Consider the following 26,332-nt stretch of genomic DNA (forward strand, 5'->3'; position numbering starts at 1 on the left):
GAGAAATCCCGTGTGAATCTGGCGGGACCACCCGCTAAGCCTAAATATTCCCTGGTGACCGATAGCGGATAGTACCGTGAGGGAATGGTGAAAAGTACCGCGGGAGCGGAGTGAAATAGTACCTGAAACCGTGTGCCTACAAGCCGTGGGAGCGTCGCCGTCATTCTTCGGAATGACGGTCGTGACTGCGTGCCTTTTGAAGAATGAGCCTGCGAGTTAGCGGTGTGTAGCGAGGTTAACCCGTGTGGGGAAGCCGTAGCGAAAGCGAGTCCGAATAGGGCGATTGAGTTGCACGCTCTAGACCCGAAGCGGAGTGATCTAGCCATGGGCAGGTTGAAGCGGAGGTAAGACTTCGTGGAGGACCGAACCCACCAGGGTTGAAAACCTGGGGGATGACCTGTGGTTAGGGGTGAAAGGCCAATCAAACTCCGTGATAGCTGGTTCTCCCCGAAATGCATTTAGGTGCAGCGTCGTGTGTTTCTTGCCGGAGGTAGAGCACTGGATAGGCGATGGGCCCTACCGGGTTACTGACCTTAGCCAAACTCCGAATGCCGGTAAGTGAGAGCACGGCAGTGAGACTGTGGGGGATAAGCTCCATGGTCGAGAGGGAAACAGCCCAGAGCATCGACTAAGGCCCCTAAGCGTACGCTAAGTGGGAAAGGATGTGGAGTCGCAGAGACAACCAGGAGGTTGGCTTAGAAGCAGCCACCCTTGAAAGAGTGCGTAATAGCTCACTGGTCAAGTGATTCCGCGCCGACAATGTAGCGGGGCTCAAGCGTACCGCCGAAGTCGTGTCATTGCAGCAATAGGGCCAACGCCCGCTGTGATGGGTAGGGGAGCGTCGTGTGCCGGGTGAAGCAGCAGCGGAAGCTAGTTGTGGACGGTTCACGAGTGAGAATGCAGGCATGAGTAGCGATACACACGTGAGAAACGTGTGCGCCGATTGACTAAGGGTTCCTGGGTCAAGCTGATCTGCCCAGGGTAAGTCGGGACCTAAGGCGAGGCCGACAGGCGTAGTCGATGGACAACCGGTTGATATTCCGGTACCCGCTTTGAAACGCCCAATATCGAATCAGGCGATGCTAAGTCCGTGAAGCCGTTCCGGACCCTTCGGGGAAAGGAAAGTGGTGGAGCCGACGAACCAGACTTGTAGTAGGTAAGCGATGGGGTGACGCAGGAAGGTAGTCCAGCCCGGGCGGTGGTAGTCCCGGGGTAAGGGTGTAGGCCGAGGGGTAGGCAAATCCGTCCCTCATTAAGGCTGAGACCTGATGCCGAGCCGATTGTGGTGAAGTGGATGATCCTATGCTGTCGAGAAAAGCCTCTAGCGAGTTTCATGGCGGCCCGTACCCTAAACCGACTCAGGTGGTCAGGTAGAGAATACCGAGGCGTTCGGGTGAACTATGGTTAAGGAACTCGGCAAAATGCCCCCGTAACTTCGGGAGAAGGGGGGCCATCACTGGTGATCGGACTTGCTCCGTGAGCTGGGGGTGGCCGCAGAGACCAGCGAGAAGCGACTGTTTACTAAAAACACAGGTCCGTGCGAAGCCGTAAGGCGATGTATACGGACTGACGCCTGCCCGGTGCTGGAACGTTAAGGGGACCGGTTAGTGACCTTTCGGGGTTGCGAAGCTGAGAACTTAAGCGCCAGTAAACGGCGGTGGTAACTATAACCATCCTAAGGTAGCGAAATTCCTTGTCGGGTAAGTTCCGACCTGCACGAATGGCGTAACGACTTCTCGACTGTCTCAACCATAGGCCCGGTGAAATTGCACTACGAGTAAAGATGCTCGTTTCGCGCAGCAGGACGGAAAGACCCCGGGACCTTTACTACAGTTTGATATTGGTGTTCGGTTCGGCTTGTGTAGGATAGGTGGGAGACTTTGAAGCAGCCACGCCAGTGGTTGTGGAGTCGCCGTTGAAATACCACTCTGGTCGTGCTGGATGTCTAACCTCGGTCCGTGATCCGGATCAGGGACAGTGTCTGATGGGTAGTTTAACTGGGGCGGTTGCCTCCCAAAGGGTAACGGAGGCGCCCAAAGGTTCCCTCAGCCTGGTTGGCAATCAGGTGTTGAGTGTAAGTGCACAAGGGAGCTTGACTGTGAGACCGACGGGTCGAGCAGGGACGAAAGTCGGGACTAGTGATCCGGCGGTGGCTTGTGGAAGCGCCGTCGCTCAACGGATAAAAGGTACCCCGGGGATAACAGGCTGATCTTCCCCAAGAGTCCATATCGACGGGATGGTTTGGCACCTCGATGTCGGCTCGTCGCATCCTGGGGCTGGAGTCGGTCCCAAGGGTTGGGCTGTTCGCCCATTAAAGCGGTACGCGAGCTGGGTTTAGAACGTCGTGAGACAGTTCGGTCCCTATCCGCTGTGCGCGTAGGAATATTGAGAAGGGCTGTCCCTAGTACGAGAGGACCGGGACGGACGAACCTCTGGTGTGCCAGTTGTCCTGCCAAGGGCATGGCTGGTTGGCTACGTTCGGGAGGGATAACCGCTGAAAGCATCTAAGCGGGAAGCCTGCTTCAAGATGAGTATTCCCACCTCCTTGAGAGGGTAAGGCTCCCAGTAGACGACTGGGTTGATAGGCCAGATGTGGAAGCCCGGTAACGGGTGAAGCTGACTGGTACTAATAGGCCGAGGGCTTGTCCTCAGTTGCTCGCGTCCACTGTGTTAGTTCTGAAATAACGAACAGCTGTGTTCATGCCAGCGTTCAAATTTCATAGTGTTTCGGTGGTCATAGCGTTAGGGAAACGCCCGGTTACATTCCGAACCCGGAAGCTAAGCCTTTCAGCGCCGATGGTACTGCAGGGGGGACCCTGTGGGAGAGTAGGACGCCGCCGAACAATCATTGTGGGAAAGCCCCGCACCTTATGGTGCGGGGCTTTTCTGCGTTCACGGCCCTGCGTGTTCCGAGCCGGAAACGCAGGTGAGCCGGCGGTGGCACGTCGTTAAGATCCCGAACATGAGCGATGACTATGTGATCAGGGCCGTACGGGGCGACGAGTGGGAAAAGGTCAAGGAACTGCGCTTGGAGGCGCTCCGGGATCCGGCTGCGGCCGTGGCTTTCCTGGAGACCGAGGAGGGGGCTCTCGCCCAGGCCGACGAGTACTGGCAGCAGCGTGCCGCGGGAGCTGCCGAGGGGCGAGGCGCCCGGCAGTTCATCGCCGAGGCCGCTGACGGGCGGTGGGTCGGGTCCGTCACCGTGCTCATCGAGGCGCAGGGTGGCAGCGACTACTTCGGTGAGCCCATCGAGCAGCAGCAGGGCCATGTGGTCGGGGTGTTCGTACGTCCCGAGCAGCGGGGGAGCGGGCTCGTGGAGAGGCTGTTCGACGCCGGGCTCGATTGGGCCTGGTCGTTGGAGGCGCCGGTGACCGAGCGGGTGCGGCTGTTCGTGCACGAGGACAACGCGAGGGCGGAGAGCTTCTACCGGCGGTACGGCTTCGAGCCGAGCGGTCTGCTGATACCGCTGGAGACGGGGGCCAAGGAGCGGGAGTACGTCTACGTGCGGCCGGCCGGGCCGGGCGCGAGCGGGTGAGGAAGGAAGAGGACACTCCGCTCGAGGAGCGGTTCCTGTCGGTCCAGTGCCATGCCGACGCGACGGCTCTGGCGGCCTTCGGGCAGGGGCTTGCGCCGCCGGCGGCGAACGAGGCGGCGGTGTTCCTCAGTTACAACTACGCGGATGTCCCGGTGGGAAGGCGGTACACCTGCTGCTTCCGGCGGGGCGACCCGAAGGACGTCGAGCGGGTGACCACCACCGTCGTCGCGGTCACCCAGCAGTACGCACTCCCCTGGGACCACATTCCCCACGGGTGGAAGACGCTGGCCGTGCTGCGGTTCGAGCCCGGAATCCCGGCGATGGTCCGGGATCTGCCGTACGGAGCGCTCTGGTTCGACCATCGTGCGTCCGTGTACGTCTCGGACGCGGACACGTGGGAAACGCTCGCCGCAGGGGAGCCCGGCCTCTAGGGGAGGGCGGCTTCCGGCCAGCGGGAGCGGGCCTGTTCGCGGCTGCGGCACAGGGCGAGCAGGGGGAGCGTTCCGTCGGTCAGGAGTTCCGGGAGCTGGGGGATCGGGGCCACGGCGGCCACGTCGTCCAGCACCAGGGAGAGTGGTGGGTCGAGCCGACCGTGGGATGACCGTGCGGCCATGCGGCGGCCGTGCTCGACCACGTGAGAGGCGAGTGCGGTGAGCAAGGGCATCGCACCCGGGTGGGTGCGGGGATCCTCCAGAGCTTCACCCACCAGGTAGAGGGTGCCCCCTTCGGCGACGAATGATGCCAGGGCGAGGGCATCGGCTCGGTTCGGGTTGCAGGCCTCGCGGATGTGGATCGAGGTCAGGCAGGACAGGGCACGGGCCGTCAGGCTCTGGGCGAGCTCGCGGCGTTCGGGGTGTGCGGTGAGGGCGCTCTCCAGTTCGCCGGCCGCGCCGGGGGCGGCCTGGGGGTGGGTGCGCAGGACGCGGACCGGGTCCTGGGCGCTGTTGCCCTGGGCCCAGCGGTGCAGCAGCTTGAACGGGCGGTCGTCCAGTGCGGCGGCCTGGAGCCAGCTGCGCAGGAGGGTTTCCGCGGTGTCGGCCACTGCCGCGTCCATACGGGCCTGGGGGCGTACGGGGGCCAGCAGGGCGATCGCGCGGGCGGCGGCGGTGTCGCGGTCGGCGCAGCCCTCGGCAGGGTTCCAGTGCATGCGGGCCGGGGTGTCGCACAGGTGGGAGGGGTCGTAGAGGAGGACCGGGCCGAGTTTGGCGCGGGCGTCCTTGGTCTCGGCCCAGAGGGTGGGGGAGGAGGTCACGATGAGGGCCGCCCCCTCGATCTCGGTGACGCGGTGGGCGGTTGCGCGGAAGCGGTCGTTCGGGCCGCCGTAGATGATGCCGGTCGCTGTCGGCGGTTCGGTGGGCGGGAGGGTGGTTGCGGTTGCGGTTGCGGCCGGCCGGGGGGCGTAGCCGAAGCCGTAGCGGTAGGCCTCGTCGGACGGTGCGGTGGCCGCGGGTGCGGCGCCGTTGCCGGGGGCGCTGCCCCCGGACCCCCGCGCCTCAAACGCCGGCGGGGCTGGAGTGGGGGCGCTGCCCCCCGACCCCTGCGCCTCGAACGCCGGCGGGGCTGGAGCGGTGGCCGCCGGGGCCGGCGGGTTTGCCGTGAGGTGGTCGGCCAGGGCGCGGCGGGACTTGGTGCGGGCGATCACGCCGATGGCGAAGACGGTGAGTACGAACATCACCAGGAGCTGGCCGACGAACAGGCCCCAGAAGAGTCCCCAGCCCGACAGGACCGCCGGGTCGGTGTCCGGCCAGGCGGCGGGGATGTCGTGCGGTTGCGCTATCAGGGCGCGGACGGCTCCCGGGGTCCGCGTGAAGGTGACGGTGTCGGGCCAGGCGCCGTGCGCGAGGACGGCCGCGAGGCCGGTGGCCGACCAGACGAGGACGGCGAGGCCCAGGAGGAAGGCCAGGAGGCCGACCAGCAGGCCGTCCGGGATGCCGCCGCCGCGTGCGGGGGGCTCCGTACGTCGTGCCTCGTGCATGGTCAGGCCACCGTGGTCGCGGATCCGGGGCCGCCGCGGCGGCGTTCGATGGACAGGGCCCGTTCCTCCGCCTCCAGTTCGGCGGCGAGCATGTCGGCGGGGAGGCGGGTGGGGGTGGAGGACTCGGTCATGGCACGGTCGGTGAAGACGAGGGGGCGTTCGGCTTCGGTGATCAGGTGTTTGACCACCTGGACGTTGCCGTTGACGTCCCAGACCGCGATGCCGGGGGTGAGGGTCGGGATGATTTCCACCGCCCAGCGGGGCAGACCGAGGACGCGGCCGGTGGCTCGGGCCTCGTCGGCCTTCTGGGCGTAGATGGTTCTGGTCGAGGCCATCTTGAGGATGGCCGCGGCTTCGCGTGCTGCGGCGCCGTCGACGACGTCGGAGAGGTGGTGGACGACGGCGACGAAGGACAGGCCGAGGCGGCGGCCGAACTTCAGCAGGCGCTGGAACAGCTGCGCCACGAAGGGGCTGTTGATGATGTGCCAGGCCTCCTCGACCAGGAAGATGCGCTTCTTCCGGTCGGGGCGGATCCAGGTGTGCTCCAGCCAGACGCCGACGATCGCCATGAGGATCGGCATCGCGATGGAGTTGCGGTCGATGTGGGAGAGGTCGAAGACGATGAGCGGGGCGTCGAGGTCGATGCCGACCGTGGTGGGGCCGTCGAACATGCCGCGCAGGTCGCCGTCGACGAGGCGGTCGATGACGAGCGCGACGTCGAGGCCCCAGGCCCGGACATCGTCTATGTCGACGTTCATGGCGAGGGCGGATTCGGGCTCGGGGTGACGCAGTTGCTCCACGATGTCGGTCAGGACGGGCTGGCGGGTGGTGATGGTGTCCACCACATAGGCGTGCGCGACCTTGAGGGCGAAGCCGGCGCGCTCGTCGAGGCCGTGGCCCATGGCGACTTCGATGATGGTCCGGAGCAGGGCGAGCTGCCCGGTCGCGGTGATCGCCGGGTCGAGGGGGTTGAGGCGGATCCCGTCGTCGTTGGCGGCGATCGGATCCAGGCGGATGGGGGTTATTCCCAGCTGCTGGGCGATCAGGTTCCACTCGCCGACGCCGTCCTCGCCCTGGGCGTCGAGGACGACGACCTGGCGGTCCTTGAAGCGGAGCTGGCGCAGGACGTACGTCTTCTCCAGGGCGGACTTGCCGTTGCCGGATTCGCCGAGGACCAGCCAGTGGGGGGCCGGGAGCTGCTGCCCGTAGAGCTGGAAGGGGTCGTAGATGTAGCCCTTGCCGCTGTACACCTCGCGGCCGATGATGACGCCGGAGTCGCCGAGTCCGGGGGCGGCGGTGGGCAGGTAGACGGCTTGCGCCTGCCCGGTGGAGGTGCGGACGGGCAGGCGCGTGGTTTCGACTTTGCCGAAGAGGAAGCTGGTGAAGGCGTCCGTCAGGGCGGACATGGGATCTCGCATGGGCGGCACTTCCCTCCAGCTAGCGTCGGATGCCGGTGGCGAACGGCAAGGTGTTGACGAAGGCGCGGTGGTGCTCGCGGTCGCACCATTCCAGCTTCAGGTAGGACTTGCCGGCGGAGGCGCGGATCGTCCGCTTGTCGCGGGCGAGGGCTTCGGGCGAACGCGAGGACACCGTGATGTACCCGACGAGGTTGACTCCCGCCGCACCGCTGGCGAGATCTTCACCTCTTTGGTCGAGCCGGCCGTGCGCGGCGATGTCGCGGGGGTCGACGGTCCGGTTCATCTTGGCGGCGCGGGAGGCGTCGGCCTCGTCATTGGTCTTCTCGGTGAGCATGCGCTCGATGGCGACCTCGGTGGGCTCGAGGTCCATGGTGACGGCGACGGTGCGGATCACGTCGGGGGTGTGGACGAGCAGCGGGGCGAGGAAGTTGACGCCGACGGGCGTCATCGGCCACTCCTTGACCCAGGCGGTGGCGTGGCACCAGGGGGCGCGGGTGGAGGACTCGCGGGTCTTGGCCTGGAGGAAGGTGGGCTCCACGGCGTCGAGCTCGGCGGGCCAGGCGTTGCGCTTGGTCATGGCCTGGATGTGGTCGATGGGGTGGTCCGGGTCGTACATGGAGTGCACGAGGGAGGAGAGGCGGCCCTGGCCGAGGGGCTGGCGGACGCGGATGTCGGCTTCGGCGAGGCGGGCGCAGATGTCGGTGAGCTCGCGGGCCATGACGATGGCGAGGCCGGCGTCGCGGTCGAGCTTGCGGCCCTTGTGGGGGGTGCCGGCGCGGGCGATGGCGTTGGCCTCGGCGGCGAGTTCGCGCGTGTAGTGCATGCAGGAGACGAGGTACGCGCGGTGCTGCTCGGAGGAGGTGGACACCATCGACTGGAGCTGGTCGTAGGAGTCGCGGAGCCAGCCGGGGGCCTGGGTGTCGCCTCGTTGGGCCACGTCCTTGGCGTGTGCGTCGGGGTCGGCGGGGAGGGTGCGGGCGAGCATCTGGAGGCGGGTGACGAAGCCGTCGCCGTTGGCCACGTGCTTGAGGAGGGTGCCGAAGCGGTCGACGAGGGCTTCCTGGTCCTCGCTGTCGCGCAGGCCGACGCCGGGGCCCTCGATCTCGATGGCGGCGGTGACGGTGCGGCGGTCCGCGTGCAGGAGGACGGCGATCTCGTCGGGGCCGAAGGGGGCGGCGAGCCAGTTGATGCGGCCGATGCCGGGGGGCGGGCCGACCTCGACCTCGCGGCCGTCGGAGCCGCGGATGCCGGCTTCCATGGCGCCGGAGCGGTAGGTCGTGCCGCGGCGCAGGGTCCGCTTGTAGCTGCGGCTGATCTCGAACCAGCGGTAGAAGGTGCGGCCCTTGTACGGGACGTACACGGCGGCGAGCGCGATCATGGGGAAGCCGGCGAGGCTGACGATGCGCAGGGTGAGGTCGGGGACGAGTAGTCCGCTCATCATGCCGAAGAACGCCCCGGCGATGATCAGGGCGATCTCGCCGGTCTCGCGGTTCTTGCCGACGATCGCGTTCGGCCGGGCCCGGCCGATGAGATACGTGCGGCGGGGCGCGACCGGGTGCAGCTGGTGGGACTGGGTCGTCAACGCCCGTCACCTCCTGTGTTCCTCGTGCTCGAACTCGTGCGGGGCGGGGGTGCGGCGGAGGGGACAGATCCGCCGCCGGCTCCGCCGCCGGAGGTGGGTCGGCTGCTGTGGGCGGCCACGCCTCCGGAGATGGGGTTGGCGGGGCGGGGGGCGTTGTTGCCGCCGCCGCCGTCGCCGCCGCGGTGGGCGCCGCGGCTGCTGTGGGTCTTGATGCCCTGCGAGACGAGGGAGGCCGGGGAGCTGATGACGGCGGCCGCCTGGGCGCCGTCGGTGGCCTTGCTGCGGTTGGAGCGGGCGGAGGCGATCTCGTCGCCGAAGCCGGGGACGAAGCGGTAGATCATCGCGGAGGCGAAGATCGCCAGGAGGATGATGGCGAGGCCGGTGACGACGGCGGAGAAGGCGTTGGGGCCTTTCTCGCCGGTCAGGGCGCCGGCGAGGCCGAGGACGATGACGATGACCGGCTTCACGAGGATGACGGCGATCATGATGCCGGCCCAGCGGCGGACGTGGCCCCAGAGGTTGCGGTCGACGAGCCCGGAGTAGACGACGACGCCGAGGAGGGCGCCGACGTAGAGGAGGGCGGCCCGGATGAACAGCTCCAGGTAGAGCACGCCGGCGGCGAGGACGGTGACGAGCGCGACGACGATCAGCATGATCGGGCCGCCGCCGATGTCGTCGCCCTTCTTGAGGGCTTCGGAGAAGGAGCCGAAGAAGACGTCGGTCTGGCCGCCGGAGGCGGAGGCGATGACCGCGGTGACGCCGTCGGTGGCGGAGACGACGGTGTAGAGGATGAGGGGGGTGAAGGCGGAGGCGAGGACGGTGAGCCAGAGGAAGCCGATGGCTTCGGACATGGCGGTGGTGAGGGGGACGCCGCGGACGGCGCGCTTGGCGACGGCGAAGAGCCAGAGGACGAGGGTGAGGATGGTGGAGGCGGCGAAGACGACGGAGTACTGCTTGAGGAAGGCGGGGTTGGTGAAGTCGACCTCGGCCGAGCCGTTTACCGCTTCGCTGAGCTTGGTGACGATCCAGGCGGCGGCGTCGGCGCAGCCGCGGGCGAGGGAGGCGAGGGGGTTGAGGGCGTCTCCGCCGTCGCTGGGTGCCAGTCCCGTCCCAGGGGTGCCGCCGGATGTGCCCGTTCCGCTCTGGCAGTACTGCTTGGAGGGGCCGTCGAGCAGTGCGCAGGGGTCAGCGGTCGCCTGGGGTGTGGCGGTCGGTGTCGGCGTCGGCACGGGAGCGGCGTGGGCGCGGGTGGCCATGGCTACGACGGCGAGGTGGGCGGAGGCGATCAGGCTCAGCCGGGCGGGGAGCCGGAGGCTAGCGGGCATAGGTGAATCCCCCGAATTCCTTGATGGCCTTGCTCATGTCGTCGGACGTCGACACAGGGACATCGCCGGGAACCGGGGCGGGCCCGTCCTGCTGGGTGTCGTCGATGACTCTCCAGCCCTCGCCGATCCAGCTCAGTTCGAAGGTCCAGGTCTTCCAGAGAGTCCGCACGGGGTCGGTGGACTTGGGGCCGGACATGCCGATCAGACCCGTGTACCAGACGGCGATCTTGGCCGTGGTCGGCGTGTAGCTCTCCACGCGGGTGCCGATCGGGACGGTACGGGTGACGAAGGTGCTGCCCTGCGGGGCGTTGCCGTTGGCGTCGAGCCCCAGCTTTGCGAGGAAGTCGGCCGAGTAGGCCTCGTCCTGCGGGCCCTTCAGGCGGGATGCCACGTCGGGTGCGTAGATCCCGTCCACCAAGGTGTGCCGGGTGTTCTTCTTGAACATGGCGTCAGAACCGAGTGCCACCGCGAAGTTGGCGGCGGCCGACTGGGCTCCCTGTTCGTCGTGGGCGAAGCCCTTGGGGATGCCTGCCGATTTGCCCGTCACCGGGTCCGTGCCCGTGGCCGCCGTGGAGGAGTCCGTCGGGGGTTTGTCCGAGGCGGGGTCCGATTTGGTGTCGGGGGCCGAGTTGGCGAAGGCGATGGCCGCGATCAGGAGGACCACCACGCCGACCACGGTGATCAGGCTGCGGGAGGTGCGCGGGGTGCGGCGGGTGGGGCCGTAGGGGTCGGCCGGGGCGTCCGGGAGGCGGGTGCGGGTCTGGCCGGTGCCGCCGACCTCGCCGTAGCCGCCGGCGCCGCCGTACTGGTCGTCGTTGCTCATTGCCTGTCCGCCCCCTCCGCGTCGTACGACGGTAGCGCTGGTTCCCGCGTGGATGTGGTGTGGTGATGCGTCATCAGCTACGGGGCCCGGCGCGTGACCCGGCTAGACGGCCATCCCGTAGACGATCGTGAACAGCGTCCCGAGGGAGCCGATGATGAAGACTCCGGTCAGCCCGGCCACGATCAGGCCCTTGCCCTGTTCCGCGCTGAACGTGTCGCGCAGGGCGGTCGCCCCGATGCGCTGTTTGGCGGCCCCCCAGATGGCGATGCCCAGGCAGAGCAGGATCGCGACGGCCATGACCACCTCGATCATGACCTTCGCTTCGTTGCCGAGACTGCCGAAAGGCCCCCAGTTCGGGGCGATTCCGCCGATGATGGTGGTGATGTCGCCCTTTTCGGCTGCCAGGATCATGTAACTCACCGCCCCTGTATGGGTAGTTCCGGAAGCCCCTTGCCCGACGGCAGGGGTTACGCACTATCTTCGCTGATGAAACCGCCGCCGTCGTCGACTTGACGGCTCTCTTTACCCGATCTCGCGGCCCGCGCTCCGCTTCCGCGCTCTGACCTGGGCAGGGGCGGTGCGTAGGCGCGAGAACATGCGGTCACTCTGTGTATCACGGGGGGTGACGCCGGGCAATGATTGTCGTCTCGACGTACGGGGGGTGGTCCGAGGGGCCGCCGTTCGGAGCAGTGGCGTGGCGTGTTGTTGGGCCGGCCCGCCGACATGCGTCCGATCCTCTTCCAGTCGTTTCATCGGTGCGCGGGGGCATGGCGGCGGGGTTGTCAGTGGGGTGCGGCAGGCTGGGGAGCATGACGACTCCATGGACTCTCGCGGACCTCGAGGCGGCCATCCGGGCGGGATGGTCGGCGGAGACCTGCGAGCCCTCCGACATCACGAAGATCCCCTGGACTCCGGAGAATCCGGGCTGGGGGCACTGTGACATCACCGCCCTCGTCGTGCAGGACCTGGTGGGCGGGGACCTGATGCTGGGCGAGGTGTTCCACGACGGCCGGCAGGAGGGCTACCACTGGTGGAACCTGCTGCCCGGGGGTATCCGGATCGATCTGACGCGGGAGCAGTTCCGGCGGGGGGAGACGGTCACGCCGGGGCGGGTCGTGAAGCGGCCGGGCGGGCGGTTGCGCAGGCGGTGGGAGGAGTACCAGCTGCTGCGGCAGCGGGTCATCGACAAGCTGGGGCCGTTGCCGGGGGTGATGGTGACGCAGGACGGGCGGCGGCTCGCCTATACGGACTTCGGGGGGCCGGGGGCGCCGCTGCTGGCGCTGCACGGGCACTTCGCGGAGGGGGCGGGGGCTTTCGAGCGCCTGGCCGGGGAGCTGGGTCCGGCGTGGCGGGTGATCGCCCTGGACCAGCGGGGGCACGGGAGGTCGGACCGGGCGGCGGAGTACACGCGGGACGGGTACGTGGCGGATGCGGCGGCCCTGCTGGAGCAGCTGGGACTGGGGCCGGCGGTGGTGCTGGGGCATTCGCTGGGCGGGGTCAACGCGTACCAGCTCGCGGCGCGGCGGCCGGATCTGGTGCGGGCCGTGGTGGTCGAGGACATCGGGGCGGTGGTCGACGGCGACCTGGCGTTCGCGCGGGAGTGGCCGAGACGGGCCGCGACCCGGGCCGGGTTCCTGGCGGGGGTGGGGAGTGCGGCGCCGTACCTGGAGGGGTCTCTGCAGGAGTATCCGGACGGGTGGGGGACCGCGTTCGAGGTGGAGGACATGGTGGAGTCCCAGCGGGGGCTGAACGGGGACCACTGGGGGGACTGGCTGGGGGTGCGGAAGCCGACGCTGCTGGTGCGGGGGGATCGGAGCGGGGTGCTGTCGGCGGAGCATGCGCGGGAGATGACGGTGCGGAGGGCGGGGGTGCGGTTGGTGGAGTTGCCGGCGGGGCATGCGGTGCGGGTCGGGGACCCGGAGGGGTACTTCGCCGCTGTGCGGGGGTTTTTGGCGCGGGTGTGAGGGTGGGGGCGGGTGCGGCGCCGTTGCTGGGGCTCCGCCCCAGGCCCCGCGCCTCAAACGCCGGCGGGGCTGGAAGAGCGCCTCAAGCGCCGGCGGGGCTGGAGGGGGCCCGGCGGGGCTTGGGGAGGCCCGGCGGGGCTGGGGAGACCGGGCGGGGGCCCGGGGAGGGGGGCCGGGAGGGGTGGGTCAGGTCCAGTGGGTGGGGCGGGTGAGGGTCGGGGGGATTCGGGTGGTGGGGTCGCCCTGGGCTGCGTTCAGTTGGGGCTGGGTGAGGAAGACGGCGTCGCGGAGGTCGGCTCCGCGGAGGTTGGTGTCGCGGAGGTCCGCGCCGATCAGGTCCGCCGTGCGGAGGTCGGCGCCGGTGAGGTCGGCGGCGATCAGGTAGGCGCCGCGGAGGTTCGCGCCGCGCAGGTCGGCTCCGGAGAGGCGGGCGCCCATCAGATCGGCTCCGCGATGGTTCTTCTTGCGGCCCGGCACCTTCGCCCGTACGAGTTCGCTCGTCTTCAGGAGCAGGGTGTTGATCTGCTGGCGGAGGGGGCCGACGTCCAGGTCGGCCAGGGCCTGCGCGTCGGCGCGGGTCCATTCCTCGGTCTCCGCCAGGGCCCGCCGCAGGTCCGCGTGGACCGGGGCGGCGGCCGGGAGGGTCAGGGCCTGGCTCACGTAGAAGAGCAGTTCGTGGAGCTGCCGCAGGACCGGGAAGACCTCGAACATCTGGCGGGACGTGCCGGGGTGGGTGCGCCAGTCGCGGCCGCCGAAGGTGACCTGGGAGACCTGCTGCCCCGCGCCGAAGCAGTCGAAGACGGTGCAGCCCTGGAATCCCTTGTCGCGCAGCCGGGTGTGGACGCCGCAGCGGAAGTCCTGCTGGAGGTTCTTGCAGGGAGTTCCGGCGGGCTTGTTCATGGCGAAGTCGTTGGACTTGGCGAAGGGCAGCGCCACGCAGCAGAGGGCGAAGCAGTTCGCGCAGTCGGCCTGCAGGACAGGGAGCGCGGGGAGGTCGGAGGTGGCGGGGTGGTTCGGCACGCCGTCCATTGTCCTCCGTCGCGCCGGGTGCTCGGGGTCTTGATCCACGGGGCGGCGGCGGTGAGCATCCCCGTATGACAGAAGTGATCGCAGTCGCCGTTATTACTCTCCTCGCCGTGATCAGTCCCGGTGCCGACTTCGCCATGGTGGTCCGCAACAGCTATCTCTACGGGCGCCCCACCGGGCTGTTCGCGGCCGCCGGGGTCGCGGCCGGCGTGCTGGTCCACGTCTCCTACACGATGCTCGGGGTCGGTCTGCTGATCGCCTCGTCCACCGCGCTGTTCACCGCGATCAAGCTGGCGGGCGCGGCCTATCTGGTGTGGATCGGGATCCGCACCTTCCGGGCGCGGGCCGAGGTGACCGTGGACCTGGAGTCGAAGCCGCAGCTGACCCGGCTGGGGGCGATGCGGTCGGGCTTCCTGACGAACGTGCTCAATCCGAAGACGACGCTGTTCGTGGTGTCGACCTTCACGCAGGTGGTGAACCCGCAGACCCCGGTGTGGCAGCAGGTGGGCTATGGGCTGTTCATGTCGGCGGCGCACCTGGGCTGGTTCGGGGCGGTCGCGCTGTTCTTCTCCGTCTCGCGGCTGCGTGACCGGATGCTGAAGGCGCAGAAGGCGCTGAACCGGGCCATCGGGTCGGTGCTGGTGGGGCTGGGGGTGGGGCTGGGGTTCGCCCGCTGAGGCGGTCGCCGGGGTGATCGCAGGGGCTGGTGGCCGGGGTTACCTGTCGGTAGCGTGGTCGGCATGGGTGCTTCCGAGGGGTACGAGGGATTCTTCGAGAGGGTCGGTGCCGGGCGGTTCCTGGCCACCGAGTACACGCGCGGGCCGTGGGACCCGGGCTCGCAGCATGCCGGGCCGCCGGCCGCGCTGCTCGGGCGGGCCGTCGAGGAGCGGCCGGGTGCGCGTACGGACATGCGGATCGCCCGGATCACGTACGAGATCCTGCGGCCGGTGCCGATCGGCGAGCTGGAGATCACCACCAGTGTGCTGCGGGCCGGCCGCGGGACCGAGGTGGTCGAGGCGGCCCTGGCGCCGGCGGGTGGCGCGCCCGTGATGCTGGCGCGGGCGCTGCGGATCCGGGTCGCTCAGGAGGCCGTGCCGGCCGTGGTCCCGGGGCCGCAGCTGCCGCCGCCCGGGGAGGTGGAGGTGACGCCGTTCTTCCCGGTGCCGTGGGAGACCGGCTACCACTCGGCCATGGAGACCCGGTTCACCGAGGGCGCCTTCGTCGAACTGGGCCCCGGCACCTGCTGGATGCGGATGAAGGTGCCGCTCGTCGCCGGGGAGGAGACCAGGCCGCTGGACCGGGTGCTGATCGCCGCCGACTCGGGGAACGGGATCAGCTCGGTGATGGACTTCGGGCGGTACGTGTTCATCAACGGTGACCTGACCGTCCACCTGCACCGCCATCCGGTGGGCGAGTGGGCGTGCGTCCAGGCCCGTACGAGTGTGGACGCGGCCGGGATCGGGCTCGCGGACGCGCGGCTGCACGATGAGAAGGGGCCCATCGGGCGGAGCGCGCAGAGCCTTTTCGTGGCGCCGCGTTCCTAGGTCATTTCTTCGCGTCAACCCGGGTCCGTGGCACGGGAGTCGGTGTGGCAGGCTCGTGCCGGTGGAGGCCCTGAGAGACGTCGACCCCGCGCAGATCGGGGCGCATGCGCTGTTGGCCCGGCTCGGTGCCGGGGGGATGGGGCAGGTGTACCTCGGGCGGTCGCCCGGTGGGCGCCTGGTCGCCGTGAAGGTGATCCGGGACGAGATCACCGGGCATCCGGAGGCGCTGGCACGGTTCCGGCGTGAGGCCGAGACCGTGCGTGCGGTGCGGTCGGCGTACACGGCGAACCTGATCGACGCCTCGCTGGCGGCGGCGCCGTACTGGCTGGCGACCGAGTACGTGGCGGGCCCGACGCTCGGTCATGCGGTGGCGGAGCGCGGCGGCTTGCCCGCGGACACCTGCCGGCGGCTGTTCGCGGCGCTCGCGGAGGGGCTGGCGAGCGTGCACGCGTACGGGGTGACGCACCGGGACCTCAAGCCGCAGAACGTCATCCTGGGCGCGCAGGGGCCGCAGCTCATCGACTTCGGCATCGCGCGGGGCGTGGGCGAGACGGCTCTCACCCAGGACGGGCAGGCCCCGGGGACGCCGGGGTACACGGCGCCGGAGGTTTTGCTGGGTGCGGAGGCCGGGGCCGCGGCGGACGTCTTCGCGCTGGGCGCGACCCTCGCGTACGCGGCGACGGGGCGGCCGCCGTTCGGGACGGGCGTGGCGACGACGGTGAGCTACCGGGCGGTGCACGAGCCGGTCGACGTGGCCGGGGTGGAGCCTGGGCTGGCGGGGCTGATCGAGGCGTGCGTGGCGAAGGATCCGGCGGTGCGGCCGGGTCTGCGTGAGGTCATCGCCCGGTGCGGGGTCCGGGACGCGCTGGTCGACGATCGGGTGTACGTCGGGCTCGGTGCGCTGGGTGAGGCCGTGCCGGTGCACGAGATGCGGACGCAGGGGCCGGGTCTGGTGCCCGAATACACCCCGACCCGGGGCGTGGTCGCGGCCGCTTCGCCGAAGCGTGGGCGGCCGGGAGTCTGGGTGGCGGCCGGGGTCGCGCTGGCCGTGGTGGGAGCCGTCGCGGTGTGGAAGCTGCCGCTGGGGGGACAGGGTGGCCAGGAGGGTGCGGACGACCGGGCCGGCGGGCGCACGCCCGCCGGGCAGGCGCCCGCGGGACAAACGCCTTCCGGGCAGAGTTCCGGAGGCACTGCGGTGCAGTCTCCGGCCGGACCGCCCACGTACATCAGGCAGACCGAGCCCAATCTGGACGACTACAACCCCATCCACCGCACGTGCACCCGTGGTCCGGAGGACCGCGGCATCCTGGACTTCCAGACCGCGCTGCCGAGGTCCATGGACGACCCTGGCCTGAAGTCGGGCAAGGTCGAGATCGGGTACCGGGTCAAGGATGCGCTCCCTGACGCACCGCCGTACTACGTGGCCGTCGTCGTGAAGCCGCAGCACGAGGTCGACGAGAACGGCCGGTCCACCGATGTGAGCGACAACCGCCAGCTCGGCTTCGTTGCCAAGGCCCGGGACCTGTACGAAGGTGACGAGGTGCAGTGGAAGTTCCTCACGTACCCGGACGACTTCTCCATGCAGCTGAACGGCAAGACCGTCAAGGCGCCTCCGCTCTCGCAGGATCCCGGTGGCTGGACGGTGGTGTTCCGGCATGCCGTCTCGGACACGGAACACAAGAGCATTCAATGCGACGGCTTCGACAGCGGGCCACAAAAGGGATGAATCCGACACGTAGCGGCGAATCCCGGTGAAAGACCGGTCGATGGGGGAGGGTTGACGGGTGCGCAGATTCTGGGTGATCGGCGGGATCAGCTTCGGAGCGTGTCTGTGCTTCGTCGCTCTCCTCGTGGTCGGCACGTACTCCGCCGCCGCGGGCATCGCGACCGGCGGCGGCCGTCCCGTCGGCCTCGCCAAGGGCGCGGTGCCCGGAAAGTACCAGGCCCTGGTGCAGAAGTGGGGCGTTCTCTGCCCGACCCTGAGCCCGGCCGTCCTCGCCGCCCAGCTCTACTCCGAGAGCGGCTGGGACCCGCACATCGTCAGTCCCGCCGATGCGCGCGGCATCGCCCAGTTCATCCCCGGCACCTGGGCCACGCACGGCATCGACGGGGACGGCGACGGCGACCGTGACATCTGGGACCCGGACGACGCCATTCCCTCGGCCGCTTCGTACGACTGCGAACTCGCCCGCTATGTGAGCAAGGTCCCCGGGGATCCCGTCGCGAACATGCTGGCCGCCTACAACGCCGGCCCGGGCGCGGTGATGCAGCACCAGGGAGTGCCTCCGTTCCGCGAGACCCAGGGGTACGTGAAGGCCATCACCACCCTGGCCAAGAGTTTCGAGCGGCCCGTCGGGCGGGTGGCGCCCTCGCAGCAGGCTGCCGGGGCGATTTACTTCGCGCAGAAGCAGCTCGGGACGCCGTATCTGTGGGGTGGCAACGGGACGCCCGATCAGGACGGGCGGTTCGACTGTTCCGGGTTGACCAAGGCCGCGTACGAGACCGTGGGGATCGAGTTGCCGCGCGTGGCGAACGACCAGTACAACGCCGGGGCGCACCCTTCGCGCGATCAACTCCTGCCCGGCGACCTGGTCTTCTTCTCCGATGATCTGACGAACTCTCGGGAGATCCGGCACGTCGGTCTCTACGTGGGCGGCGGGTACATGATCAACGCCCCTTACACCGGTGCCGTGATCCGGTTCGACAAGATCGACACCCCGGACTACTTCGGTGCGACGCGCGTGACCAAGGACGGTGCGGAGGCCCTTCCGGAGCGTTCCGCTCCCGCTCGCGCAGCATAGCAACTCTCCGTAATGCAAAGGCCCTGAGCTGCGACGATGGGTCACTCTTCGATAACGTTGGAGTGATCATTGCGTGGAGAATGGAACGTAGGAGCCAGAACGGGCGTTCCATGGGCGCGGGGGTTGATCAAGTGGGGGGCGTAGGGGCGCACACAGGGGTGCGTCCCGCAGGGGAACCACGGCAAGGGCAAGGGGCCGCATCACCATGGCTGGACTCACAACAGGTGGGCCGAACGTGGATGTCAGCCTGCTGTACGAGATCAACGGAGCCGCCCGGCACGCTCCGGCGTGGCTGGACCGGGTCGTGAGCCTGGCCGGGGAGTACGGGATCCTGCTGGCCCTGGTGCTCCTGGTCCTGTGGTGCTGGCGCGGCGCCCGCCGGCAGGAGGAGGCCGCCGCCGTCGAGTCCGTCGCCGCGCTCGTCTGGGCCCCGCTGGCCGCCGGGCTGGCCCTGCTCGTGAATGTGCCGCTGCGTGAATTCGTGGGGCGGCCGCGCCCGTTCCGCCAGCACGAGGGCCTGCAAGTCCTCGACCCCGCCTTCGGCTGGGGGCTCGGGCGCACCGAGTTCTCCTTCGTCAGCGGCCACACCACCCTCGCGATGGCCCTGGGTGTAGGCCTGTTCGTGGCGAACCGGAAGTTCGGCCTCCTGGGGATCGGGCTGGCCTTCGCCGAGGGCCTGTGCCGGGTCTACATGGGCATCCACTACCCGACCGACGTCATCGGCGGCCTCGCCCTCGGCACCGCGGTGGTGCTCGTGCTCGCGCCGCTCGCCATGGCGGCGCTGACCCCGTTGGTGCGGGCGGTGGCCCGCTCCCGGCGCGGTGTCCGGCTCGTACGGGCCAAGAACGCCGCGCTTCCCCGGCCGGTCGGCCTCCCGCAGGCACAGACCCCGCCGGCGGGGCAGCGTACGCACGAGAGCGACCTCGCCGCCTGACACCGGTGGCGGTGTGGGGCCGGGATCAGCCCTGAGCGTACGCATTCCATACGGCGAGCAGTACGGCCGCCAACAGGCACAGCAGCGCCGCCCCGAAGCACACCCGCACCGCCTTCGGCCGGGACCGGGGCATCAGGGATCACCGCCGTCGGTGTCACGGCGGTACCGGGAGCGCAGCCACCAGCCGCTTCCCCCGTCCGCGGCCGAGCTGAGTCCGATGGCCAGGCCCACGTCGGCCGGGCCGTCCGCGGGGCCCACGGGTCCGGCCCAGGCCGCGGGGGCCGGGGCGGACACGACGGGCAGGGCCCGGAGAAGGGGCGCGGGGCGGGCTGCGGAACCTGGCATGGATCAAGGGCATCCGCTGCGGACGGCCCCGGCCAGCCGGGCGGTCCGAACGGTCTACGCGGCCTGGCTACGGCTACGGCTGCGTGTGGCGGGCCGCGTCTCTGCGGGCCAGGTCGCGGGAGCGGCGGGCGGGACCGCTCCAGCCGCAGGTGCAGACGGCCAGGCAGAACGATCCGCGGTCGGCGGTGGATGTGGTGTGGCCGGCCGGTGGCTCCGGCTGCGCGTGCGGCCGCGGGAGCGGCAGGGAGTCAAGCGGAGGGACCAGTCTCGCTTCGGTGTGCGGTTCCACAGGTCCACGGTACCGGGGCGGGCGACGCGCGGGGAGGGTGCGCCCCCGTGACGGGAAACCCCGGACCTCGTTAAACGGAGCGGGTGGGGGCCTCGGGCAAGCAGCGGTCATGCGTTGGGGGTTGGCAGGCGATGGTGGATCACCAGCACAGGCGGCCGCGCGGGCGTGCGGGTGAGGCGGTGCTCGCCGCCGGCGTCACCCTGGCGGTCACGACGATGACCGGGTGCGCGGGCGACGCGAGCGACGGCCGGCCTCCCCCGGACCCGGCGGCGGTGGTCCGCGGAGCCGCCGACGCACTGGCGAAGACCGGCAGTGCCCGGGCCCGTACGGCCATGGAGATGGCCACGGGCGGCACCCGGGTCACGATCCGTGGCGAGGGCGGGGTGGACTTCAAGAAGCGGATGGGCCAGCTCATCGTGATGCTCCCGGCCGATGTGAAGGGCAAGGCCGAGCACCGGCCCATCACCGAGCTGCTCGTGCCGGGCGCGCTCTACATGAAGAACCGCGGGGCGGGCGTCCCGGACGACAAGTGGGTCCGGGTCGACACGACGGCCCTGAACGACGGGAACCTGGTCACGGGCGGGGCCACCGATCCGCTGGTCGCGGCCGAGCTGCTGCGGGGTGCGCAGGAGGTGACGTACGTGGGGGAGACCGAGGTGGCGGGCACCAAGGTGCGGCACTACCGGGGGACCACGGACATCGGGCGGGCCGCGGGGAGCGCGTCGCCGGAGGTGCGGGGGGCACTGCAGGCGGCGGCGAAAGGGTTCAGCACGGACACGGTGCCGTTCGACGCCTACCTGGACGAGGAGGGGCGCCTGCGGAAGGTCAGACACCGGTTCACGTACGTCAACAATGGCGTGATCGATGTGTCGTCGACCACGCTGCTCTACGGGTTCGGGACTCCGGTGACCGTCGTATTGCCCGCAAGTAGGGACATTTACGCCGGGAAGATCTCCGACCAGTGAGGCGGGCGAGGGACGGGCGGCGCGATCGGGCCATGGCCCGGTATCCGGAAATGGTCCATCCGTGTCATGCGGGGGACGGCACGGTCTCCCTACGCTGAGAAGCCGGGCGCCGGCGCGTGGTGCGGTGCGGTATGACCGATGACGGCCGGTGGCCGGTGGCAGATTGAGGTGACACGCGTGACTCCCGCAGGCGGTACGACGGTGCAGGACCACGTTGCTCTCGCCGAGATCGAGCTGTGTGGTGAGCTGATCATCGCCGCGTCGGCGGCCGCGGAGGAGCGGCTCAGCCTGGACCGTATCGACGAGGTCCTGCTCGGGCAGTAGCCGGTCGCCTCCCGGCGGGGTCGGTGGGTGGTGCGTGGCCGCGCCGCTGCTGGGGCTCCGCCCCAGACCCCGCGCCTCAAACGCCGGCGGGGCTGAGGGTGCGCCTCAAACGCCGGTGGGGCTGAGGGTGCGCCTCGAGCGCCGGCGGGCCGGGTTTGCGGGGGCTGGGGATTGCCGGGCCTGGGAGGGGCGACGGGGTCAGGTGCGCAGGAGGCGGGCGATGGCCTTGGTGGCTTCCTCGACCTTTGCGTCGATCTCGGCGCCGCCCTTGACCGCGGCGTCGGCGACGCAGTGGCGCAGGTGTTCCTCCAGCAGCTGGAGCGCGAAGGACTGCAGTGCCTTCGTGCTCGCCGAGACCTGGGTGAGTATGTCGATGCAGTAGACGTCCTCGTCGACGAGCCGCTGGAGGCCGCGGATCTGGCCCTCGATCCGGCGCAGCCGCTTGAGGTGCTCGTCCTTCTGGTGGTGATAGCCGTGGACGGCTCCGGAGCCCTCCGCCTCGATGGTCGTCATACGTCCTCCCGTGGTCCGGAACGAGGGGTGCATGCGAATGCATACCCCTCATGGGTATAGGGTACTGGGCCCCGTCGTCCTGGGCAGGGGTCCGTGGTCCCCACTCTGCCCGATGGAGGACACTGTGGAACGGCCGGTTAGCCGTGGCCGGGGGATGCGCCTAGCATCAGCCTGACCGAATCCAATGCACCCCGAGGACCTCACGTGCGATTTCGTCTGACCCCCAGGGAGACGAGCTTCTACGACATGTTCGCCGCATCCGCGGACAACATCGTCACGGGCTCCAAGCTCCTGATGGAACTGCTCGGAGCGGACTCCTCCGCCCGGGCCGAGATCGCGGAGCGGATGCGGGCAGCGGAGCACGCGGGGGACGACGCCACTCACGCGATCTTCCACCAGCTGAACTCCTCCTTCATCACGCCGTTCGACCGCGAGGACATCTACAACCTGGCCTCGTCGCTCGACGACATCATGGACTTCATGGAGGAGGCCGTCGACCTCGTCGTCCTCTACAACGTGGAGGAGCTGCCCAAGGGTGTCGAGCAGCAGATCGAGGTGCTGGCGCGCGCGGCCGAGCTGACCGCCGAGGCCATGCCGCACCTGCGGACGATGGACAACCTGACCGAGTACTGGATCGAGGTCAACCGCCTCGAGAACCAGGCGGACCAGATCCACCGCAAGCTGCTCGCCCAGCTCTTCAACGGCAAGTACGACGCCATCGAGGTGCTGAAGCTCAAGCAGATCGTCGACGTGCTCGAAGAGGCGGCCGACGCGTTCGAGCACGTTGCGAACACGGTGGAGACCATCGCGGTCAAGGAGTCCTGAACCTCGTGGACACCTTTGCTCTGGTCGTGACCATCGGTGTCGCGCTCGGCTTCACGTATACGAACGGTTTCCACGACTCGGCGAACGCGATCGCGACGTCCGTCTCGACGCGGGCGCTGACCCCGCGCGCGGCGCTGGCGATGGCGGCCGTGATGAACCTCGCCGGCGCCTTCCTGGGCAGCGGCGTGGCCAAGACGGTCAGCCAGGGCCTGATCGAGACGCCCACGGGCGCCACGGGCATGTGGATCCTTTTCGCGGCGCTGGTCGGCGCGATCGTCTGGAACCTGATCACCTGGTACTTCGGGCTGCCCTCGTCCTCCTCGCACGCGCTGTTCGGCGGCATGGTGGGCGCGGCGCTGGCCGGCGGGACGGAGGTGATCTGGTCGGGAGTCCTCGACAAGGTCGTCATCCCGATGTTCGTCTCGCCGGTCGTCGGTCTGGTCGTCGGTTACCTGGTGATGGTGGCCATCCTGTGGATGTTCCGCCGGTCCAACCCGCACAAGGCGAAGCACGGCTTCCGTATCGCGCAGACGGTCTCGGCGGCCGCGATGGCCCTCGGGCACGGTCTGCAGGATGCGCAGAAGACGATGGGCATCGTCGTGATGGCCCTGGTCATCGCCGATGTGCAGAGCGCCGACGCGCCGATCCCGGTCTGGGTCAAGGTCGTGTGCGCCGTGATGCTGTCGCTGGGTACGTACGCGGGTGGCTGGCGCATCATGCGTACGCTCGGCCGCAAGATCATCGAGCTGGACCCGCCGCAGGGCTTCGCGGCGGAGACCACGGGTGCCTCGATCATGTTCGGTTCGGCGTACCTCTTCCACGCGCCGATCTCCACCACCCACGTGATCACCTCGGCGATCATGGGTGTGGGCGCGACCAAGCGCGTGAACGCGGTCCGCTGGGGCGTCGCCAAGAACATCATCCTGGGCTGGTTCATCACCATGCCGGCTGCGGCCTTGGTCGCGGCGCTCAGCTTCTGGATCGTGGACCTGGCCTTCGTGTAGTACCCGGGTCCACGGGTCCCCGGATCCACGGGTCCACGGACGAAAGCGGGCCGGCTCCCCCCACCCAGGGGGAGCCGGCCCTTTTCTTTCTTTCGCCTTGCGGTGGCACCGCCATGCAGCACCGCAGGACGTCTAGTCCCGGTTTAGCCGAAGCGACCCGAGATGTAGTCCTCGGTCGCCTGGACGGACGGGTTCGAGAAGATCCGGTCCGTGTCGTCGAGCTCGATGAGCTTGCCGGGCTGGCCGACGGCCGAGAGGTTGAAGAAGGCGGTGCGGTCGGAGACGCGGGCCGCCTGCTGCATGTTGTGCGTCACGATGACGATCGTGAAGCGCTCCTTGAGCTCGCCGATCAGGTCCTCGATCGCCAGGGTGGAGATCGGGTCCAGGGCCGAGCAGGGCTCGTCCATCAGCAGGACCTGGGGCTCGACCGCGATGGCGCGGGCGATGCACAGACGCTGCTGCTGGCCGCCGGAGAGGCCGGAGCCGGGCTTGTTCAGGCGGTCCTTGACCTCGTTCCAGAGGTTGGCGCCCTGGAGCGACTTCTCGACTATGTCCGTGAGCTCGGACTTCTTGAAGCTGCCGTTGAGGCGCAGGCCCGCCGCCACGTTGTCGAAGATCGACATGGTGGGGAAGGGGTTCGGGCGCTGGAAGACCATGCCGACCGTGCGGCGGACCGCGACGGGGTCCACGCCGGTGCCGTACAGGTTCTCGTCGTCCAGCAGGACCTTGCCCTCGACGCGGCCGCCGGGGGTGACCTCGTGCATGCGGTTGAGGGTGCGCAGGAAGGTGGACTTGCCGCAGCCGGAGGGGCCGATGAAGGCCGTCACGGAGCGGGGCTCCACGGTCATCGAGATGTCATCGATGGCCTTGTGGGTGCCGTAGAAGGCGGACAGTCCGGAGACGTCGATTCGCTTCGCCATGAGGGGTCACTTCGCTTTCATAAGTCGCGTCAGCGACCGGTCTTCGGGGCCTTCCAGCGGGCGATGCCGCGGGCCACCAGATTGAGGATCATGACGAAGGCGATCAGGACGAGCGCTGCGGCCCATGCCCGGTCGTAGGAGGGTTCACTACCGACCTTGTACTGCTCCCAAATGTAGAGCGGGAGCGAGGACTGGGCGCCTTCGAAGGGGTTGCCGTTGATCAGCTGGGTGCCGAAGACCAGCAGCATGATCGGGGCGGTCTCGCCGGCGATGCGGGCGACGGCCAGCATCACGCCGGTGGAGATACCGCCGATGGCGGTCGGGAGCACGACCTTGAGGATCACGCGCCACTTCGGCACACCGAGGGCGAGGGCGGCCTCGCGCAGCTCGTTCGGGACGAGCTTGAGCATCTCCTCGGTGGAGCGGACCACGACCGGCATCATCAGGATCGACAGGGCCATGGCGCCGGCGAAGCCGGACGGGCCGAAGCCGAGCATCAGGTTCCAGGTCGTCAGGATGAACAGACCCGCGACGATGGAGGGGATGCCGGTCATGACGTCGACGAAGAAGGTGACGGACTTGGCCAGGCGGCCCTTGCCGTACTCGACGAGGTAGACGGCGGTCAGCAGGCCGATGGGGGCCGCGATCAGCGTGGCGAGGGCGACCTGCTCGATGGTGCCGAGCAGGGCGTGGTAGACGCCGCCGCCCTCGTCGAAGCTGGTCACGCCGTTCATGGAGTGGCTGAGGAAGTTGCTGCTCAGGAGCTCCAGGCCGCGGCTGATCGTGGTCCACATCAGCGAGAGCAGCGGGATGACCGCGAGGACGAAGCAGACCCACACGAGGGAGGTCGCGACGCGGTCCTTGGCCTGCCGGCGGTTCTCGATCACCGCGCTGGCGGTGTACGTGATGGCGACGAAGAGCAGTGCCGCGAGCAGACCCCACTGGATCTTGCTCTGGAGGCCGAAGGCGAGGCCGATGCCGCAGCCGAGGGCGATCGACAGGGCCGCGATGGCGGCCGGGGCCCAGCGGGGCAGGCCGCCGCGGGTGAGGCCGGCGGGGGCGGCGGACTTGCGGGCCCGGGTGGGCCGCTGGTCCTGGATTGCGTGGCTCATCAGGCGTTCGCCCCCGAGAAGTCCTTGCGGCGAGCGATGATCAGGCGAGCTGCACCGTTGACCAGCAGGGTGAGCAGGAAGAGGACGAGACCGGAGGCGATCAGCGCGTCGCGGCCGAACTCGTTGGCCTCGTCGAACTTCGCGGCGATGTTCTGCGCGAAGGTGCCGCCGCCCGGGTTCAGGATGTGGCCGGAGATCAGGAAGCTCGGGGAGAGGACGGTCGCGACGGCCATGGTCTCGCCGAGCGCGCGGCCGAGGCCGAGCATCGAGGCGGAGATGACGCCGGAGCGGCCGAAGGGCAGCACCGACATGCGGATGACCTCCCAGCGGGTCGCGCCGAGGGCCAGGGCGGCCTCCTCGTTCATGCGCGGGACCTGGAGGAAGACCTCACGGCTGACGCTGGTCACGATCGGCAGGATCATGATCGCGAGCAGGATGCCGACGGTGAAGAGCGAGCGGGCGACGCCGACCTGGGTCTTCTCGAACACGTACGTCCAGCCGAGGTACTCGTCCAGCCAGAGGTTCAGGCCGTTGAGCTGCGGGACGAGGAAGAGGGCGCCCCAGATGCCGTAGATGATCGACGGCACGGCGGCCAGCAGGTCGACCACGTAGGCGAGGGGCGCGGCCAGCTTGCGCGGCGCGTAGTGCGAGATGAACAGGGCGATGCCGACAGCGATCGGGACGGCGATGGCCATCGCGACGATCGAGCTGACGACGGTGCCGAAGAGCAGGACGGCGATGCCGAAGACGGGCGGGTTGGCCGACGCGTTCCAGTCGAAGGTGGTGAGGAAGTTCCCCTCGTTCTTCGACAGGGCGATCGAGGCGCGGTAGGTGAGGAAGGCGGCGATCGACGCCATGATCACCAGGAGCAGGATGCCGGAGCCCTTGGAGAGCCCGGCGAAGATCTTGTCACCGGCGCGACCGGTGGATCCTCCGCTACGGGTGACAGGCGGAGCCGTGTCTATCTGGGTGGGTGTGGTGGAAGCCATGGTCTTTCCGGTCTGTGTGGGGGGCAGGCCCCCTGGCGGCGGTGCACCGGATTCCCCCGGGTGGAGGGGAAGGGTCCCCGAGGTGTCGGCTGCCCGGACGGGGGTGGCCGACACCTCGG

Annotated in this window: 24 protein-coding genes and 2 rRNA genes (1 of these 26 running past the window's edge); 14 read left to right on the forward strand and 12 right to left on the reverse strand. The window is 69.1% G+C overall.

Annotated elements, in window-relative coordinates:
- From KO717_RS19590 to KO717_RS19605, 4 genes are all read left to right on the forward strand, one after another.
- Positions 1 to 2,650, forward strand: a 23S ribosomal RNA gene (locus KO717_RS19590) (it extends 473 nt beyond the left edge of the window).
- Between the two features lie 76 nt (positions 2,651 to 2,726).
- Positions 2,727 to 2,843 (forward strand): 5S ribosomal RNA (rrf, locus tag KO717_RS19595).
- 119 nt (positions 2,844 to 2,962) lie between these two features.
- On the forward strand, positions 2,963 to 3,535 hold the full coding sequence (locus KO717_RS19600; RefSeq protein WP_301369560.1) for a GNAT family N-acetyltransferase: 573 nt from the start codon (positions 2,963 to 2,965) through the stop codon (positions 3,533 to 3,535).
- The gene (locus tag KO717_RS19605; RefSeq protein ID WP_301369561.1) at positions 3,532 to 3,966 is read left to right on the forward strand and encodes a hypothetical protein; all 435 of its coding nucleotides are present in this window, start codon (positions 3,532 to 3,534) and stop codon (positions 3,964 to 3,966) included. Before KO717_RS19600 ends, KO717_RS19605 begins: the two co-directional genes overlap by 4 nt.
- On the opposite strand, the gene KO717_RS19610 is transcribed toward KO717_RS19605, so the two are convergent.
- The 6 genes from KO717_RS19610 to KO717_RS19635 all read right to left on the reverse strand — a co-directional run bounded on the left by KO717_RS19610 (position 3,963) and on the right by KO717_RS19635 (position 11,069).
- Positions 3,963 to 5,510: a type VI secretion protein gene (locus KO717_RS19610; RefSeq protein WP_301369562.1), complete on the reverse strand. Its 1,548-nt coding sequence runs from the start codon at positions 5,508 to 5,510 to the stop codon at positions 3,963 to 3,965. The two genes, KO717_RS19605 and KO717_RS19610, sit on opposite strands and share 4 nt — an antisense overlap.
- Before the next feature lie 2 nt (positions 5,511 to 5,512).
- Positions 5,513 to 6,928: an ATP-binding protein gene (locus tag KO717_RS19615; RefSeq protein ID WP_301369563.1), complete on the reverse strand. Its 1,416-nt coding sequence runs from the start codon at positions 6,926 to 6,928 to the stop codon at positions 5,513 to 5,515.
- 19 nt (positions 6,929 to 6,947) lie between these two features.
- Complete coding sequence (locus KO717_RS19620; RefSeq protein WP_301369564.1) at positions 6,948 to 8,510, reverse strand: SCO6880 family protein; 1,563 nt, start codon at positions 8,508 to 8,510, stop codon at positions 6,948 to 6,950.
- Positions 8,507 to 9,835, reverse strand: a complete 1,329-nt coding sequence (locus tag KO717_RS19625; protein ID WP_301369565.1) for a hypothetical protein — start codon at positions 9,833 to 9,835, stop codon at positions 8,507 to 8,509. Before KO717_RS19625 ends, KO717_RS19620 begins: the two co-directional genes overlap by 4 nt.
- A complete protein-coding gene (locus KO717_RS19630; RefSeq protein WP_301369566.1) occupies positions 9,825 to 10,658 on the reverse strand; it encodes a hypothetical protein in 834 nt (277 codons plus the stop codon). Before KO717_RS19630 ends, KO717_RS19625 begins: the two co-directional genes overlap by 11 nt.
- A 102-nt stretch (positions 10,659 to 10,760) precedes the next feature.
- Complete coding sequence (locus KO717_RS19635) at positions 10,761 to 11,069, reverse strand: hypothetical protein (protein WP_008742356.1); 309 nt, start codon at positions 11,067 to 11,069, stop codon at positions 10,761 to 10,763.
- A gap of 398 nt (positions 11,070 to 11,467) precedes the next feature.
- On the opposite strand from KO717_RS19635, the gene KO717_RS19645 reads away from it, so the two are divergent.
- Complete coding sequence (locus KO717_RS19645; RefSeq protein WP_367401533.1) at positions 11,468 to 12,622, forward strand: alpha/beta fold hydrolase; 1,155 nt, start codon at positions 11,468 to 11,470, stop codon at positions 12,620 to 12,622.
- A 186-nt stretch (positions 12,623 to 12,808) separates the two neighbouring features.
- On the opposite strand, the gene KO717_RS19650 is transcribed toward KO717_RS19645, so the two are convergent.
- Positions 12,809 to 13,651: a pentapeptide repeat-containing protein gene (locus tag KO717_RS19650; protein ID WP_437184534.1), complete on the reverse strand. Its 843-nt coding sequence runs from the start codon at positions 13,649 to 13,651 to the stop codon at positions 12,809 to 12,811.
- 65 nt (positions 13,652 to 13,716) lie between these two features.
- On the opposite strand from KO717_RS19650, the gene KO717_RS19655 reads away from it, so the two are divergent.
- From KO717_RS19655 to KO717_RS19675, 5 genes are all read left to right on the forward strand, one after another.
- Complete coding sequence (locus KO717_RS19655; protein ID WP_030013149.1) at positions 13,717 to 14,325, forward strand: LysE family translocator; 609 nt, start codon at positions 13,717 to 13,719, stop codon at positions 14,323 to 14,325.
- A gap of 63 nt (positions 14,326 to 14,388) precedes the next feature.
- The gene (locus tag KO717_RS19660) at positions 14,389 to 15,192 is read left to right on the forward strand and encodes a thioesterase family protein (protein WP_301369568.1); all 804 of its coding nucleotides are present in this window, start codon (positions 14,389 to 14,391) and stop codon (positions 15,190 to 15,192) included.
- A 61-nt stretch (positions 15,193 to 15,253) separates the two neighbouring features.
- Positions 15,254 to 16,918, forward strand: coding sequence for a serine/threonine-protein kinase (locus KO717_RS19665; protein WP_301369569.1), 1,665 nt, complete (start codon positions 15,254 to 15,256; stop codon positions 16,916 to 16,918).
- A 73-nt stretch (positions 16,919 to 16,991) separates the two neighbouring features.
- On the forward strand, positions 16,992 to 17,993 hold the full coding sequence (locus tag KO717_RS19670) for an NlpC/P60 family protein (protein WP_437184645.1): 1,002 nt from the start codon (positions 16,992 to 16,994) through the stop codon (positions 17,991 to 17,993).
- 205 nt (positions 17,994 to 18,198) lie between these two features.
- On the forward strand, positions 18,199 to 18,927 hold the full coding sequence (locus tag KO717_RS19675; protein ID WP_301369571.1) for a phosphatase PAP2 family protein: 729 nt from the start codon (positions 18,199 to 18,201) through the stop codon (positions 18,925 to 18,927).
- A 132-nt stretch (positions 18,928 to 19,059) separates the two neighbouring features.
- Here the strand turns inward: KO717_RS19675 and KO717_RS19680 are convergent, their stop codons facing one another.
- Positions 19,060 to 19,272, reverse strand: coding sequence for a hypothetical protein (locus KO717_RS19680; protein ID WP_301369572.1), 213 nt, complete (start codon positions 19,270 to 19,272; stop codon positions 19,060 to 19,062).
- A gap of 420 nt (positions 19,273 to 19,692) precedes the next feature.
- Between KO717_RS19680 and KO717_RS19685 the strand changes: the two genes are divergently transcribed.
- Together KO717_RS19685 and KO717_RS19690 are read left to right on the forward strand one after the other, a co-directional pair.
- The gene (locus tag KO717_RS19685) at positions 19,693 to 20,526 is read left to right on the forward strand and encodes a hypothetical protein (protein ID WP_301369573.1); all 834 of its coding nucleotides are present in this window, start codon (positions 19,693 to 19,695) and stop codon (positions 20,524 to 20,526) included.
- A 138-nt stretch (positions 20,527 to 20,664) separates the two neighbouring features.
- Entirely contained in the window at positions 20,665 to 20,850 is a 186-nt protein-coding gene (locus tag KO717_RS19690) for a hypothetical protein (protein WP_373045639.1), read from the forward strand.
- A 198-nt stretch (positions 20,851 to 21,048) separates the two neighbouring features.
- Here the strand turns inward: KO717_RS19690 and KO717_RS19695 are convergent, their stop codons facing one another.
- Positions 21,049 to 21,363, reverse strand: coding sequence for a metal-sensitive transcriptional regulator (locus KO717_RS19695; protein WP_301369574.1), 315 nt, complete (start codon positions 21,361 to 21,363; stop codon positions 21,049 to 21,051).
- Between the two features lie 204 nt (positions 21,364 to 21,567).
- On the opposite strand from KO717_RS19695, the gene KO717_RS19700 reads away from it, so the two are divergent.
- Both KO717_RS19700 and KO717_RS19705 read left to right on the forward strand, forming a co-directional pair.
- Entirely contained in the window at positions 21,568 to 22,188 is a 621-nt protein-coding gene (locus KO717_RS19700) for a DUF47 domain-containing protein (RefSeq protein ID WP_008742369.1), read from the forward strand.
- Positions 22,189 to 22,193: 5 nt separating this feature from the next.
- Positions 22,194 to 23,192, forward strand: coding sequence for an inorganic phosphate transporter (locus KO717_RS19705; protein WP_301369575.1), 999 nt, complete (start codon positions 22,194 to 22,196; stop codon positions 23,190 to 23,192).
- A 143-nt stretch (positions 23,193 to 23,335) separates the two neighbouring features.
- Here the strand turns inward: KO717_RS19705 and pstB are convergent, their stop codons facing one another.
- From pstB to pstC, 3 genes are read right to left on the reverse strand one after another with little or no spacing between them, the layout of a single operon-like run.
- The gene (pstB, locus tag KO717_RS19710; protein ID WP_030009312.1) at positions 23,336 to 24,112 is read right to left on the reverse strand and encodes a phosphate ABC transporter ATP-binding protein PstB; all 777 of its coding nucleotides are present in this window, start codon (positions 24,110 to 24,112) and stop codon (positions 23,336 to 23,338) included.
- A gap of 29 nt (positions 24,113 to 24,141) precedes the next feature.
- Entirely contained in the window at positions 24,142 to 25,224 is a 1,083-nt protein-coding gene (gene pstA / locus KO717_RS19715) for a phosphate ABC transporter permease PstA (RefSeq protein WP_301369576.1), read from the reverse strand.
- Entirely contained in the window at positions 25,224 to 26,213 is a 990-nt protein-coding gene (gene pstC, locus KO717_RS19720) for a phosphate ABC transporter permease subunit PstC (RefSeq protein ID WP_030009314.1), read from the reverse strand. The genes pstA and pstC overlap by 1 nt, the downstream gene beginning before the upstream one ends.
- Positions 26,214 to 26,332: the final 119 nt, after the last annotated feature.

Source organism: Streptomyces xanthophaeus (genome assembly GCF_030440515.1).
GTDB lineage: Bacteria > Actinomycetota > Actinomycetes > Streptomycetales > Streptomycetaceae > Streptomyces > Streptomyces kutzneri.